General features: G+C 72.3%; 13 protein-coding genes. 5 read left to right on the forward strand and 8 right to left on the reverse strand.

The window, feature by feature from the left end; genetic code table 11:
• Positions 1-9: 9 nt before the first annotated feature.
• Positions 10-1,557, reverse strand: a complete 1,548-nt coding sequence (locus ACWDAK_RS11960) for a Na+/H+ antiporter (RefSeq protein ID WP_344637506.1) — start codon at positions 1,555-1,557, stop codon at positions 10-12.
• A 687-nt stretch (positions 1,558-2,244) separates the two neighbouring features.
• On the opposite strand from ACWDAK_RS11960, the gene ACWDAK_RS11965 reads away from it, so the two are divergent.
• Both ACWDAK_RS11965 and ACWDAK_RS11970 read left to right on the forward strand, forming a co-directional pair.
• Positions 2,245-2,730, forward strand: coding sequence for a hypothetical protein (locus ACWDAK_RS11965; RefSeq protein ID WP_427394246.1), 486 nt, complete (start codon positions 2,245-2,247; stop codon positions 2,728-2,730).
• Between the two features lie 194 nt (positions 2,731-2,924).
• Positions 2,925-3,191 (forward strand): metal-sensitive transcriptional regulator, encoded by a 267-nt coding sequence (locus ACWDAK_RS11970; protein ID WP_344637504.1) that lies wholly within the window; start codon positions 2,925-2,927, stop codon positions 3,189-3,191.
• Positions 3,192-3,317: 126 nt separating this feature from the next.
• Here ACWDAK_RS11970 and ACWDAK_RS11975 read toward each other — a convergent pair whose 3' ends face one another.
• The gene (locus ACWDAK_RS11975) at positions 3,318-4,229 is read right to left on the reverse strand and encodes a C1 family peptidase (protein WP_427394247.1); all 912 of its coding nucleotides are present in this window, start codon (positions 4,227-4,229) and stop codon (positions 3,318-3,320) included.
• Between the two features lie 751 nt (positions 4,230-4,980).
• Between ACWDAK_RS11975 and ACWDAK_RS11980 the strand changes: the two genes are divergently transcribed.
• A complete protein-coding gene (locus ACWDAK_RS11980) occupies positions 4,981-5,841 on the forward strand; it encodes an NAD(+)/NADH kinase (RefSeq protein ID WP_344637502.1) in 861 nt (286 codons plus the stop codon).
• A 238-nt stretch (positions 5,842-6,079) separates the two neighbouring features.
• Here the strand turns inward: ACWDAK_RS11980 and ACWDAK_RS11985 are convergent, their stop codons facing one another.
• Genes ACWDAK_RS11985 through ACWDAK_RS11995 form a run of 3 tightly spaced genes read right to left on the reverse strand, consistent with a single transcriptional unit; the run spans position 6,080 to position 8,373 of the window.
• Entirely contained in the window at positions 6,080-7,099 is a 1,020-nt protein-coding gene (locus ACWDAK_RS11985; protein WP_344637501.1) for a HEAT repeat domain-containing protein, read from the reverse strand.
• A gap of 14 nt (positions 7,100-7,113) precedes the next feature.
• Positions 7,114-7,719 (reverse strand): hypothetical protein, encoded by a 606-nt coding sequence (locus tag ACWDAK_RS11990; protein WP_344637500.1) that lies wholly within the window; start codon positions 7,717-7,719, stop codon positions 7,114-7,116.
• A gap of 33 nt (positions 7,720-7,752) precedes the next feature.
• Positions 7,753-8,373, reverse strand: a complete 621-nt coding sequence (locus ACWDAK_RS11995; RefSeq protein ID WP_427394248.1) for a hypothetical protein — start codon at positions 8,371-8,373, stop codon at positions 7,753-7,755.
• Positions 8,374-8,664: 291 nt separating this feature from the next.
• Between ACWDAK_RS11995 and ACWDAK_RS12000 the strand changes: the two genes are divergently transcribed.
• The gene (locus ACWDAK_RS12000) at positions 8,665-9,069 is read left to right on the forward strand and encodes a hypothetical protein (protein WP_344637498.1); all 405 of its coding nucleotides are present in this window, start codon (positions 8,665-8,667) and stop codon (positions 9,067-9,069) included.
• A 406-nt stretch (positions 9,070-9,475) separates the two neighbouring features.
• Here the strand turns inward: ACWDAK_RS12000 and ACWDAK_RS12005 are convergent, their stop codons facing one another.
• Complete coding sequence (locus ACWDAK_RS12005; protein ID WP_344637497.1) at positions 9,476-9,799, reverse strand: plasmid stabilization protein; 324 nt, start codon at positions 9,797-9,799, stop codon at positions 9,476-9,478.
• Between the two features lie 192 nt (positions 9,800-9,991).
• Positions 9,992-10,879, reverse strand: a complete 888-nt coding sequence (locus tag ACWDAK_RS12010; protein WP_427394274.1) for an alpha/beta fold hydrolase — start codon at positions 10,877-10,879, stop codon at positions 9,992-9,994.
• Positions 10,880-11,001: 122 nt separating this feature from the next.
• Here ACWDAK_RS12010 and ACWDAK_RS12015 point away from each other — a divergent pair, with 122 nt between their 5' ends.
• Positions 11,002-11,715, forward strand: coding sequence for a TetR/AcrR family transcriptional regulator (locus tag ACWDAK_RS12015; protein ID WP_427394249.1), 714 nt, complete (start codon positions 11,002-11,004; stop codon positions 11,713-11,715).
• A gap of 91 nt (positions 11,716-11,806) precedes the next feature.
• On the opposite strand, the gene ACWDAK_RS12020 is transcribed toward ACWDAK_RS12015, so the two are convergent.
• Entirely contained in the window at positions 11,807-14,242 is a 2,436-nt protein-coding gene (locus tag ACWDAK_RS12020; RefSeq protein ID WP_427394250.1) for a SpoIIE family protein phosphatase, read from the reverse strand.
• Positions 14,243-14,435: the final 193 nt, after the last annotated feature.

Genomic DNA, 14,435 nt, shown 5'->3' on the forward strand with positions numbered 1-14,435 from the left:
CATCCGTTCCTACGGGCTTCCGAGTGCGGCTTCCTCCCGGTCGAGGTCGTGCTGCAGGCGTCTGCGGGTGGTGTCGCTGACGAGGTGCTCGTCGTACAGACGGTGCAGTTCGGCGTTCTGGACGGCTATCACCTCACGCCGCAGCTGGCGGTAGGTGGCCTCCGCGTTGCCGCCGTCCGGGCCGTCCGGGCTACGGTCGAGCCGGGCGCTCAGGTTCCGCCGGACCCGGTCGACGACCATCTCCGGTACGGCCTCAAGGGTGGCGAGGTGTTCGACGTGGTCGAGCCCGGAGCGGTTGAGGGAATCACGGGCATCGGCCTCTTCACGTGCGGTGTGCTCGGGCTCCAGTGCCAGCCCCGAGCGCCCGACCACCGCCGCCAGCGTCAGACCCTGCACCACCAGGGTGAAGACGACCACTGCCGTCGTGAGCACGAGGATCAGCGGGCGTCCGGCCAAGGCGGTGCCGCCGGTCCCGGTGAGCGGGATCGACAATGCGGCGGCCAGCGGCATGACGCCCCTGGTCCCGGCCCAGGTCACCACTCCGGCCACCCGCCAGGACAGCCGCCCCCGGCTGGGCTTGACCGTGCGGGTCAGCGGCAGCGTCCACAGCACCCGCACGGCGATCAGCACGACGGCCAGAGCGAGCGCCTGCAACGGCCACTGCCCGCTGCCCTTCGGCAGCCCGCGCACCAGCTCGGGCAGCTCCAGGCCGACGATGCTGAACACGACGCTCTCCAGCAGAAACACCACCACGGCGTAGACCGCGTGCAGCTGCAGCCGGATGTGGGCGTCGGTCAGGCGGTGGCTGGAGCGACCCAGCAGCACGCCGGTGACGACCACCGAGGTGACGCCGGAGGTGTGCGCGGACTCGGCCAGCACGTACGCCGCGTAGGGAGTGACCAGGGCGATCACGGTCTCCAGCACCGGATCGGTGGTACGCCGCCTGACCAGCGTGACCAGGCCCGCCACAGCGGCGCCGATCACACTGCCGCCACCCCCGAGCAGCAGCAGCTCCCAGCCCGCCGCCGGCAGGTCCACCGCGCCCCCGGCCACCACGGCCACGCCGACCGCGACCTTGAACAGCACCAGCGACGTCGCGTCGTTGAACAGGCTCTCCGCCTGCACCAGCACCTGAACCCGGCCTGGCAGGGCCAGGCGCCGCCCGAGTGCCGTGACGGCTACCGGATCCGTGCTGGACAGCACCGCGCCTAGGACGAACGCCATCGCGGGCGGCAGGCCGGTCACCGCGACGGCGACGAAGCCCACGGCCGCCGCAGAGGCGAACACCAGCCCGAAGGCGAGGATCGTCACCGGCCGCCACACGACCCGAAGGTCGCGCAGCGACAGCTCCTCTGCCGACGAGTACAGCAGGGGCGGGAGTACCACCAGCGCGATCGCCTGTGGCGGGACGTGCAGCGCCGGCACACCGGGTATAAGCGCCACCCCCAGTCCGACCAGGACCAGAAGTGACGGAGCGGGCACACGCAGGCGCCCGGCGAAAGTGGACACGGCGGTCGCCAGGACCACCAGGAGGAGAACGATTCCCACGGCGTGCATCTACCGAAAGACCCCATCACGACGAGCGGGGTCACCGCCGCCCGTCGCTGCAGTCGTCCCCCGAGCCGACCAGGCTTCCCGGCACACCTTGAATAATTTTATCGGGACATTAGCACTGATCGACAGATTTTCGTGGGCGCCGTCTGCAACGGGGGAGCCGCAGCGGTCGGTCGGCGATCGCGCCGACCGACCGCTGCGGCTGCTCATCACGTCAGCTGGCCGGTTGTAGCTGAAGGACGCTGTCACGATCGGCACCGCACCCGGTCAGTCCAACGCCGACCTCGACCTTCTCGGGCTGTGCGAAGCCCCTCCGAAGTACGGCCCAGCCACCGGACTGCGGAGTTTGCGGACGGGCCTTCCGAAGAACCAGGAAGCCGGGGGCACCAGGCGGACGGGCGGAGCACACCGTGAGCAGCGACCGACCCGCCTGACCGGTGGTAGTCGAGCCCGACGACACGCGACCCGCCGGGTGCGCGCGTCAGGATGCCGCTAAGAAACCGCACGCGGACACCGACGGACAGGACAGACCCAGGTGACCCGCCTACTGTCGGGGCCGTGGAACGCAGTAACCCTCCCCGACCTCTCCCGGCAGCCGGTAGTGGCCAGCGCCGCGACAGCCAACCGGAACCGGTCGTCAGCGACCGGCATTGGCCTGCCGCCTCACGCTGTGCCATTGGCAGCGGCGTCATGTTCCTCGTGCTGGCGGTACTGGTCGACTGGGAATCGGGCGGACTGACGCCGGAGCGCGCCGCACTGTGGGCGCTGTTGGGGGGCGCTGTCTTCGCGCTTCTCCTACCGCCCCGGGTGGTCGCAGGCGAAGGATGGCTCGAGGTGCGCACCCTGGCTCGCCGCCGTCGAGTGCGCACCGATGCCCTGGTGACGGTCCAGCACTCGGGGGCCATTGCCGCGCGCCTGATCCTTTGCGATGCCTTCGGTGGCCGGGCCGAGGTCGACCCGCGAGTTCTCGCGGCCAATCCGCTTCTGTGGCACCGTCTGGACACCGACGCCGGCCGCGCACGGCGGCGCGGCACGCTGCGGGCGGGCGTGGACGTGCTCCGCCGACTGGAGGAACAGATCTCCGGCGACCAGGCCTGGGCAGTGTTCACGTTCTCCGGCCTCATACAGCGGCCCGGGTCCGGCAGCGGTACCCGACCGGGTTCCTCCGATGCCTGAGTTCTCCCGATAAATGCTGCGACCGGCCCCGACCCGGCCGGCCCGCCATCGAGGACACCCTGGCCGCACTCCGGGGATGACCGCTGGCCGGGCCCGCGCCGTCCGGTGGATCGGCCAGCGGTCCGAACGCCCGGCCGTAATACCCCCTGAGGTATGCTGATGGGATACCGGGATCAGTCCAGCGGAGGTGGCCCATGCAGGTCGACGATGATGCGGTCGGCGCGGTACTGAACCGACTCCGCCGTGCGCAGGGGCAGCTCGCGGGCGTCATCGCGATGATAGAAGCCGGTCGCGACTGCAAGGACGTCGTCACCCAGCTGGCCGCAGTCTCCCGCGCCCTGGACCGTGCCGGATTCAAGATCGTCGCTAGTGGCATGCGCCAGTGCATGGCCGCCGCCGACGGCGACACCCCGCCGATGACCGAGGCCGAACTCGAGAAGCTCTTCCTGGCCCTGGCCTGACGCCCGGCACCGGGGAGCCGGGCGCGCCGTTCAGCAGTCCGCCGCTCGGTGCCCGGGCGGCGGGCGGGGCCAGCAGGGCGGATGGTGGGCGGGGCCGAGTGGGCCCCGCCCTGGCCGGCCGGTGGATCAGCTCTGGACGAGCTTGCCCATGGCGTGGACCTCCTGGACGTCGCCAGTGTCGAAGAAGCTCCACGGCACGGTGACGAAGCCGCCGTCGCCCCAGCTGCTGCCCCAGCTGTTCTCGATCTTCACGCCCTGGTCGTTGTAGCCGAGGATGGTCACCTCGTGGCCGCCGACGATCGGGTCGCTGTCGGAGTCACCGGGCAGGTAGCTGTAGTTCGAGGCCGACTGGGCGTTCAGGTCCATGAAGCTCTGGTGCACCTGGAAGCCGATCGGCACCGGCATGCCCCGGGATATCGCGTTCTCGATGGCGCTCCTCGCCGCCGAGCCGCTGGTGGGCAGCTCGGTGAAGCCGGACAGCTTGTACCGCGCGGCGTTGGCACGCTCGTTGTCGTCCGGCTGGGTGGTGTAGTCGGAGTCGCCCTGCCAGTAGTCGGACTTGGTGTCGATGCCCTGCTGCTGCTCCATGGGCAGCGCGACGCTCGCGTAGGTGCCCGTGTCATTGCCCTGGGCGATCTGCGAGTAGATGAACATCGGGGCCATCGGGGTGCCGCTGATGTTCTGCTCGTTCATCAGGATCCCGTAGCCCGTGTAGCCGGTGGCCCAGGTGACACAGGCGCCGACCTGGCCCTGGTCGCCGGGCGAGAGCGCGTACCCGCTCAGGTCCGCGCTGGCCGGCGCGGCGCCGGCCCGGGCGAACGGGGCGAGCGCGTCCGCAGCAGCCACCGCGGAGGGGTGGGCGGCGCGCTGGTGGGACTTGAGCGCGGCGAGGTCGAGGCCCAGGCCGTGCCGCAGGTGGTGGGAGTGGTGGGCGGCCGGACGCTGGACGTCGGGCGTCGCCGCCGTGGCGGCGGTCGTGGTCGTGAGACCGGCGAGGGCAACGGCGGTGGCGATGCCGATCGCTCTGGTGATGCGCATGCAGAGGCTCCTAGGGGGTTACCCGGCTGGGTCCCAGCGGGCACGCCGTGCCCGCCGCGTTGGGGGTGCGGCGGGCACGGAGAAGCGAATGGTGGGGGTGACCCGGATGACTGTTCGTCAGGCGGGCTGCGGATCACCGTAGATGACCGGGCATGCTCCTGTCATGGGGGGTTCATGACAACGTCGTGAACCTGACATTCCTGAATCGGCGGCGGGCCGCCCTGGTAAGGCCGCAGGCCCACTCGCAATTGGGCGCGCCCCGGTGGTTGCCGGATGCCGAGGCGAGGCCGGCGGTCGCGCCGGTCCGCACATGGGCTACGTTTTTACTGGTGTGGCGTTCTCATGGCCGCGGAACTCGGGTCGACCAACTTGCTTGATGGACAGGAAAGTTGGTCGAAGCCCGGGCCGGGATGAGCCGGCCGGGCAGCTGTCGGAGCTGCTGGCTCGGGTCCGAGCCCATCGGGGTGGGGCGGGTGGGTCCACGCCACACTCGCCACGGCGCACCGGCCGCTGACCGCGTCCCGGTTCCGCTCGTCGGCACCGCTTCGTCACCGTCCGTGGCGTCGGCTGGAGGAATGGCCACAGAGGTACCGCCACCGGCTCAGGGCCCGGTGCGGGCAGGAGTGCAAGGCCTCGTACCCGGTGGTCCGGCCCGCATCCGAGTGCTCCGCGTCCGGCTTGTCCCGGCCGTCGCCGCGTGCGTCACTGGGAGCACGGGTCGTCCAGCAGGCCGAGACGGGAGGGGCCGCCCATGGGAGCCGTCCGCACCGTCGGGGTGGTGCTGCACCCCGAGCGCGACTGCGTGCGCGTGTTCGAGGCGATCTCCGGCTGGGCGCGGGGGCGCGGAGCCACCGTGATCGCCTCCAAGGACGAGTTGGCTCGGCTGGCCGGCCTGGCGGTCCCGGTCGATCCCGAGTACCTGGCTCAGCACTCGGACCTCATCGTCAGCCTGGGTGGGGACGGCACCATGCTGCGGGCGATGCGGATGGCCGCGCGCGGCCACGCCCCGGTCCTCGGTGTCAACCTCGGCCGCCTGGGGTTCCTGGCCGAGATCGACGTCCCCGAATTGCCGCAGGCGCTGACGGCCATCGACGAGTACCGCTTCACCATCGAGCCCCGCTCAGGGGTGAGAACCGTCATCGCCGGTCGGGAGGCGACGGCCTTCAACGACATCGTGCTGGTCCGTCGGCCCGGATGCCGCACGGCGGCCGTCTCGCTGCAGGTCGACGGACGCCCCTTCGTCCGCTACGTCGCCGACGCGGTGATCGCGGCGACGCCGACCGGGTCCACGGCGTACAGCTTCTCCGCCGGAGGCCCACTGGTCTCCCCGAACACGGAGGGCATGCTGGTGGTCCCGGTCGCCCCGCACTCGGCGTTCAACCGGGCGTTGTTCCTGTCGGCCGGCGAGAACCTCACCCTGGAGATCCTGCCCACCAGTGGCGAGCTCTCCGTGGAGGCGGACGGCGAGCTGGTAGGGGAGGCCCACCCCGGCGATGTGATCGACATCGTGCAGCTGCCCGCCGCCGCCCGGGTGGTCCGGCTCGGCGGAACCACCTTCTACCAGCGCGCCCAGCGCAAACTCCGGCTCACCGGCTCGGTGGAGGCGGAGTGAGGCGGTCCGCACGGCGCGGCCACCGGGCGCGGGCGGACCGCCGGGCAGTGCGCCCCGGAACTCGGCGGCGCCGGGCCGTCGCGACGGGCGGCGGGACGACGCCGGCGCCGTCCTCGGTGGTCAGCGGCTGGCCTCGACCAGGCGGGCGACCAGCCGGACCAGGGCGGCGGCGCCTCCTGCGGCCACGGCGGCGAGCCGAGCCAGCAGCCGCATCAGCGGGGCTGTCCAGAGCCGGAGTTCAGCCGTCGGAGCCGGCGGGGAAGTCGGACGAGACCAGTCCGGCAGCGCGTGCGGGGTCGCCGTCCGCGCGGTCGAGCAGCAGCGGTACGGAGTACTCCGTCGGCCCGGCGGGGGTCGCAAGGCCGAGGGACAGGCCGGGGTCGAAGCGCTCCATGGACACGCTGGCGCCCAAGTCGGGGCGGAGCCGGTGGAGTTCGCACACGAGGTCCCAGGCCGAGGCGTCCAGCCGTGCCCGGCGTACCGGGTCGCAGGCGTGCACGGCCTCGGTGACTCCGGGGCTGCCCGGGTCGTAGTCCAGCAGATACGGCAGCAGTTCGGGACTGCCCATGATCTGTGCCGCGCTGAACGTGAGGTGGTGTGCGCCCTCGGGTTGGTCGAGCAGCTCGGCCAGCAGCGGGACGGCGCGCGGGTCGTGCCGTCGGGCGAGTCCGTGGATGCCCTCCTCGCGGGTGTCCATGTGCTCGTCGGCCGTCCGCTCCCAGAGCGCGGACCGGATCGCGGGGCTGTCGGTACAGATCTGGAAGCCCAGTGTGAAGGTCGCCCAGTTGCGGACCTCGGGGTCATCGTCGCGGGTGAGTTCGACGAGTGCTCGGATGTCCGGTCCGTCCGGCCGGTCGGTTGAGACCCCCGCGAAGGAGATGGCCGCCCGCCGGCGGACCTCGGCGTCGGGATGCCCGGCGAGGGAGACCAGGACGGGCACGGCGCGCTGGTCGTACGTCAGCTCGATCGCACGCGCGAGGGACCACAGCACGTCAGGGTCGGTCTCGTGCTCCGCGAGCGCGACCAGCGCGTCCACCGTGGCGGCGCGGACGGTTCCGTCCTGGTCGCTCGCATGTCCCAGCAGGTCGCAGCCCGTCGCACGCTCGACCCGGTCGCCCGAGCCGATCAGTTCCAGGCCGAGCCGCAGCGACCGCTGCCCGTCGGCGGCGGCCCGTCGCAGCAGCGCCTCGTACCCTCCCCACTCACCCGTCGTCTCGGCGTCCCGCGCCGTGGCCAGCGCCTGTCGGACCAGTTCCACGACCGGCTCTCCCTTCAGCTTCGGACGATTCGGACCGCTCCGCCTCGGCGTCTGCTGCGGCGATGGCGCCAGCGTTCGGTGCGGGACATGCCTTCGAGTACGGTTCGGTCGTGCTCGTCCGGCGGCAGTCCCAGCCGGGTACGGACCGCTAGCCGGCCCTTGGCCACGAGGCTGAACGGGCGGATCGCCGACCGACCGGCCGGTGGGGCGTCGGGCTGGTCCAGCGCGAGGACCAGCAGCAGGGCCGCGTCGTAGTCGGTCAGGGCGTGTTCCAGCCGGCCGGCCCGGACCAGGTATCCGGCGAACTCCTCGTACGCCTCCCAGTCCTGTTCGGCGGCGGCCCGTTCCTCGACCGCGCGGGCCGCGGCCCGGCCCTGCTCCTCCCGGCCGACCCTGAAGAGGCAGTAGGCGAGCAGCGGGTCCGCCGCGCACTGTGCGGGGTCGGGGCTCTGCTCCGCGACCAGGTCCAGCAGGTCGAGCGCCCGCTGGTGCTCGTCCGCGTCGGACCAGAACTCGGCGGCCTGGTAGAGGTGGTTCAGCCGGTCCGCACCCTCGCAGCGTGCGGCGACCTCCTCCTCGTAGCGGGCCTCGGCCGCCCAGTCCCACTCGGTGCTTCCCACTGTGCTCTCTCTTCGGTTCCGGGTGACGTTCCGTCAGGTCGTACTGCGCATCCCGCGCAGGCGGTCACGCAGGGTGCGCCGGGACGCGGGCTGCTCGGCGGCGAGCTCGCGCTCGGCGGCGAGGTCGTGCTCGTCCCGGGGGAGGCCGAGCTGTTCGCGCAGGCGGCGGCGGTCGGTGCGGATCCGGGCGACCGGCGAGGTTTCCCGAGGGTGGCGCGTCACCGCCGGTTCCCGGTCGCCGCCGTCGAGCAGCAGGTCGAGCGCGGCGGTGTAGTTCCGCTCCGCGCGCTCCAGTTGGCCGGCGCTGTCCAGGTAGTCGGCGAGCCGCTGGTGGGCGGCGGAGCTGTGCCTGGCGCGGGCGTGTGCCTCGGCGGCGTCGACCGCGGCCCAGGCCTCCTCGGTCCGGCCCACGGCGAACAGCGAGTACGCGTACGCCGGGAGCGCCCAGTCCAGTTCGGGGTACTCCCGGCGGCTCTCGATCACCTCGGTGAACAGGGTCAGTGCCCGTGCGTGCTCGTCGTCCTCGGCCCAGTGCTTGGCAGCGTGTGCGAGGAGGTCCAGACGCTCCTCGCCGTGACTCGCGGCAGCCGCCTCCTCGAGTTCGAGGGCCATCTCGGCCTGGGTGTAGGAGAACGTGCCGGAGCGCCTCGTCATGTCGTCTCTCTCGCTTCGGTGGTCACGCCGCTCTGATGTTACTCGGCCGTAAGCAGCGTCGGCCGTGGGGTGGTCGGCGGCGCGCGGTCCTGAGTGCTGGAGTGCTGTCCGGGACCGATGTGGGAGACGAAGAGTAAGGAGGCCTTAGGGCTATGAGAACCAACTCGCTTGGGAGAGAACGGGTTTCGGACATCGTGAGGCTCTGGGCGACACCGTCGCAGCCTCCGTCCCACGTCGGCGGGAGCGGCGATCGCCGCGTCGGGTGTCCGTGCGGTGGGCTACCTTCGGCGCATGGAATCCGAGCCCAGGGTCTTCCCGCCCCGTCCGATCCGAGGTGTCCGGGCGCGGTATGCCCGCCAGGCCGGCTGCCCCTCCGACTTCGCGGACGTCACCGTGGACTTCGAGCCCTGGGAGGAGGGTTTCGCGTTCGAGGCGGCCGACAGCGCCGATGTGACGGAGGGCTCCTGCCGGGAGCAGCTGCCCGGGTTCCACGCGGCCCTGGCCGCCGGTATGCGCGAGGAACTGGCCGACCAGGGAGACGGTTTCGCCGTGGCGGTGGCCGTCGTGCTGCGGAGCGTCCGGGTGCACGATGTCGACTCCCACGACCGGTCGTTCCACATGGCGGGCCGCCTGGCCGTCCGCGAGGCCCTCGCCCAGGCCTACGGTCCGCCGCCCCTGCCCAAGCACCGCGCCTGATCCGCTCCGCGCCGCCCCGGGTTCCGCGATCGCGAACTCGCCCTGGGCGACGCTGACTTGTTCGGCCTCGACCAGGTGCCGGCCGGTGCCGACGACAGACCGCCCGGCCGTCATGAACGCCTCGCTCTGCGGTCGTGCGAGGCGTTCACGATGGTCGGGCGGCGTTCAGTCGGGCGGTTCCTCCGGGCGGGGATGTACCGGATCCGGCGGGGGCTCGGGCTCCCCGCCCGGCTCTCCCGGCTCCTCTCCGGGCCCTGTCGGCTCCGGCGGCACCGGAGAGCCGGGTGGTTTCGGCGGGTCGGGCGGCACCGGCGGGGCGGGTGGCTCAGGCGGGGCGGGCGGAGGCGGTGGCGCGGGCGCGACATCGGGGTCCGGCGGTACGGGTATGGAGGCCATCGCGCTCCTCCTAGCGGCCGAGAGCGTTCGCGAGCTGCTTCTTGTTCATCTTGGAGCGGCCCTTGACGCCGCGCTGCCTGGCCTCGTTGTACAGCTGGTCGTACGTGGGGCCCCGGGCTCCGCTGCGCGAGCGCAGGCCGCCGCGGCGGCCGGAGGAGATGTCCTCGATCGAGGTGCGGCTGGCAGTCCTGGACTCGCCGTGCCGGGCGCGTTCCTTGTTGACGGTGCGGGCCGCGATCTCCTCCGCGGTCTCCTCGTCCCGGCCGCGATCGAGCAGGCCCTCCTTGATGTGCTCATACTGGCGTTCCCGCTTGGGGCTTGATCCTCGGGGCATGTCTCACGCTCCTCTCCTGCTGCCGCACGGCGCGCCTACCCCGCATTCCCGCTCGCAATCCGCCAGGCCCCACCGCCCGTTCCCGCCGCCCGTTCCCCCACCGCTGGGGAAGGTCATCAGGCGGGCCCCGGCGACAGCGCGGGCGGTGGCGACGCGCAAGAGTGGCAACAGCCCGTCGTCGGAGGGGGGTTGTCACTCCGACGCGGCCAGATCGCCCACCTCGCGGGCGACGGCCCGCCAGAGGGCCGCGGGCAGGTCGTGACCGACGCCGGGGAAGGTCACCAGACGGGCCCCGGCGATGGCGCGGGCGGTGGCGCGGGCCGCGGCGACCCGCAGGAGCGGATCCTGTTCCCCGTGCAGGACGAGGGTGGGCCGGCGCAGCTCGCGCAGCGGCGGACCGTGCCACTGCGCGCCGATCTGGCGGCTCTGTGCCCTGGTGTCGCGCGGGCCGCTGTCCACCTGGGCCTCGACCCAGGCCCGGGCGGCCGCCTCGTCGAAGGGGTAGCCGGGGGAGGCGATACCGCGCCAGACCGCCAGGGACGCTTCGATGTCGCCCTCGCGCCCCTCGGGGAACCTGGCGCGCGCGAGCCTGGCGGGCAGGCCGAACCGCAGGTAGCGCAGCACCCTCAAACCGGAGACGTCGCTGGGTAGCGCCGCCGAGGACGTCACGCTGAGCACCCGGTCGGGGTGGCGAAGGGCGAGTCGCTGGGCGATCACTCCGCCCAGGGAGTGGCCGAAGACGTGCGCCCGGTCCCAGCCGAGCGCATCCAGCACCGCGACGGCGTCGTCGGTCATGTCCTCGGAGGTGTAGGCGTCGCCGCGCCTGCCGAACAGCGCCTTGAACGGGTTGGTGGTGGCGGTGTCGGGCATCCGGGTGGATTCGCCCGCGTCGCGCTGGTCGTAGCGGGCCACGGCGAACCCGGCGTCGGCGAACGCCTCGCACAGGCCGTCCGGCCACCAGAACCGGGCGGTGGCCAGCCCCATCACCAGCAGCAGGGGCGCGCCGCGCGAACCCCCCAACGCGTCGTAGGCGACATCCACGGATCCGTTGTGTGCGTACCGGGTCCCGGACCATGTCAACCCCGGTCGTGCCTCGACCATGACGGCCTCCCCTTCCGTACGGCGACTTACTGCGATCGATGTTCGCAGTTCTGATGTCCACTAAGGTACTGCATACGACGTTCGCGGAAAAGGAGGGGCCCGTGACCGACCAGCCCACCACCAGCATCTGGCTGCGCCCCGAACGCTCCGGGCGGGGACCGGCACCGACCTTCGACCGCGACCGCCTCGCCGCGGCCGGCGTCGCCCTGGCCGACACCCACGGCCTCGCGGCCGTCACCATGCGGGCGGTGGCGCAGTCCCTGGGATCGGCTCCCGCCTCCCTGTACCGCTATGTGACCACCCGTGACGAGCTGCTCGAGTTGATGATCGATCAGGTCAACGGCGAGATGTGCTACGACGGCCTCGGAACCGGGCGCTGGCTCGACGACCTGCTCGCCCTCGCCCGCCAGGGCAGAGGCACCTATCTGCGCCACCCGTGGCTGCTGGACGCGCTCGCCTCGAGAAGCCCGCTAGGGCCCGAGGCGGTCGGCTACCTCGAACACGCCCTGGCCGCGCTCGCCGACCACCCGGCCACCTGGCGGACCAGGCTCGAAGCCGTCAGCGTCATGAACTCCGTGGTCGCCTCGCTCAGCCGGGCCGAGATCACCCGGCAGCTCCCCGGGCAGACCGCGCCGCAGTGGCAGCAGGCGCAGCAGGAGTACCTGGCCGACGTGGTCGCCTCCGGCCGCCACCCCTACCTGACCGCCGCCCTGGCCCAGGCGGCCCCGGCCGCCGGGCCCGAACCCGCTGACCGGATCTTCGACCGCATCATCACCCGCGTACTGACCGGGCTGCTGGGGGCCGACGGCGTCTGACCAGCCCCCCGAGGAGCAGCCGCGGCAACGCCCGCTCACGGCCGCCGCACCGCGTCGACCCGGTGAGGACCGGTGTCCGGCCCCGCGCTGCTCAGGAGTGGAGCAGCTGCTCGGTCCAGACGGTCTTGCCCTCGTGCGTGTAGCGGGCGCCCCACCGTTGCGTGAGCTGCGCGACCAGGAAGAGACCGCGGCCTCCCTCGTCGGTGATCCGGGCCCGGCGCAGGTGGGGCGCGGTGGTACTGCCGTCGGAGACCTCGCACATCAGGGTGCGGTCGAGGATGAGCCGCAGCTCGATCGGGCCGTTGCTGTAGCGGTAGGCGTTGGTGACGAGTTCAGTGGCGATCAGCTCCGTGGTGAACGCCATTTCGTCCAGCCCCCAGGAGTTCAGCTGCTTGATGACCAGTGATCTGGCCAGGGCGGCCGCCTGGGGCTCCGGCGCCAGCTGCCAGACCGCGACCTGGTCGTCGGCGAGTGCTCGGGTCCGCGCGATCAGCAGGGTGGTGTCGTCGACGAGGGGCGGGGCCAGCAGGGCGGTGACGACGGCCGTGGCGGTCTCCTGGAGCGAGCCGTGCGGGGCGCTCAGCGTCCGGCACAGCCGGTCGAGGGTCTCGTCGAGATCCTGGTCGGCCGCCTCGATGAGGCCGTTGGTGTACAGGGCGATCGTGGAGCCCTCGGCCAGGACCAGCTCCGCCGTCTCGAAGGGCAGCCCGCCGAGGCCGAGCGGAGGGCCGGTGGGAAGGTCCACCAGGCTGGCGGTGCCGGACGGCGTCACCACGACGGGCGGCGGATGGCCGGCCCGGGCGAGGGTGCAGCGCTTGGTCACCGGGTCGTAGACGGCGTAGAGGCAGGTGGCGCCGATCAGGTTCTCCTGCGGGGAGCCCGGGGCTGAGGCCTCCTCCTGTTCGCTGGCCAGGCGGTCGACGAGGTCGTCCAGGTGCGTGAGCGCCTCGTCCGGTTCGAGGTCGAGATCGGCGAGGGTCTGGACCGCGGTACGGAGGCGGCCCATGGTGGCTGCGGCGTGGATGCCGTGGCCGACCACGTCACCGACGATCAGGGCGACCCGGGCACCGGAGAGCGGAATGACGTCGAACCAGTCGCCGCCCACCCCGGTGACCGAGTCGGCGGAGAGGTAGCGGTGCGCGACCTCGACCGCGGGATGGCCGGGCAGCACGCTCGGCAGCATCCTGTGCTGCAGCGCGAGGGCCGCCTCGTGCTGCTGGGTGAACCGGCGTGCGTTGTCGATGCAGACGGCGGCGCGGGCCGCGAACTCACTGGCCAGCACGAGGTCGTCCGCCTCGAACGGCTCGACCTGCTGGGTGCGGCTGAGGCTGATCACGCCCAGCACCAGGCCCCGGGCCACCAGCGGCACCGCCATCAGCGAGCGGATCCCCAGGTTGCGCGCACGTTCGACCCAGTGCGTGCCGATGAGGGGCGCGGAGAGGAAGAGGTCGACGTCCCGTTCGAGGACCGGTTGGAGCTCGGCCAGGCACCGGCCCTGAGGGGTGTCCGGGGTGAACCGGATCGACTCGCCGATCGGGACGAGGAACCGCTCGCTCTGCGGGACGACGGTCTTGATGGCCACCCGCAGCACCGGTCCGAGGGCGAACGGCGCCGGCTCGCCGCCGCGGGCCACGGATTCCAGCAGGTCCACGGTGATGCAGTCGGCGAGGCTGGGGACGGCGACCTCGGACAGCTCCCTGGCCGTCGTGGTGACGTCCAGGGTGGTGCCGATGCGGACACTGGCCTCGTTCAGCAGAGCCAGCCGGCGCTGCGCCCGGTGCCGAGCGGTGACGTCCTCCACCAGCTGCGCGACCCCGAGAACGGCCCCGGTGGAGTCCTCCATGCGGAACGCCGAGACGGACACGTACCGCTCCTGGGTGGGTTCTCCGCGTAGCCTGCACGATTGCTCGGTGAAGATCATCGGCTTGCCGGTCTCCAGGACGCGCTTCAGACCCGCCTCCACGGTGCGGGCGTCCGCCGCGACGAGGAAGTCGGAGATGCGGTGCCCTTTGGCCGCCTCCGCGGTCGGCAGGCCGCCGACGTGGGCGAGAGCCCGGTTTATCCGCAGGACGCGCAGATCGGGGGCGTGGCTGGCGAACCCGATCGGAGACCGCTGGAACAGGCCGTCCAGGACCGCCCGGTCGGTCTCCCACCGGATCACCTCCTCCGCCGGTGCGCCGACCAGAAACCATTCGCAGCCCACTTCGGCACGCAGCACACACCGAGCGCGGATGCCCAGCATCACGCGGCTGCCGTCACGGTGACGAATGGGCAGCACCCCGAACCAGCCGGTCATCCGCTCGCAGGAGAGCGCCGCCTGCGTGATCCACTTCTGGTCGTCCGGGCCGACGAGCAGCTCGGCCGCGGCCCGGCCGATGACCTCCTGCGGCCGGTAGCCCAGCAGCTGCTGCGCCCGCTTGCTCCAGCCGGAGACCTTGCCAGTCCGGTCCAGCGCCGCAGTGGCGCCGTGGTGCAGCGCGAACGGGTCATCGGGGCTCTCCCCGAACGCCGTCACCGTTTCGTCCATCACGGCCATCCCTCTCCGGGTTTCCGGCCCGCAGGCGAGCATCCGACCGTCATGTCCAGCGTGACGCGCTTAGCGCCGCTCCGCCGCCCCAACGGGGGTCCGGGCCGCGGAGAGCACGCAGCGGACCCCGAGCGCACGATCACCCGGGCCTCGCCCGATCGGGTGACGGTCCGGTGCGGGCGGCGTATCGCGG

The organism is Kitasatospora sp. NPDC001175 (assembly GCF_053598215.1).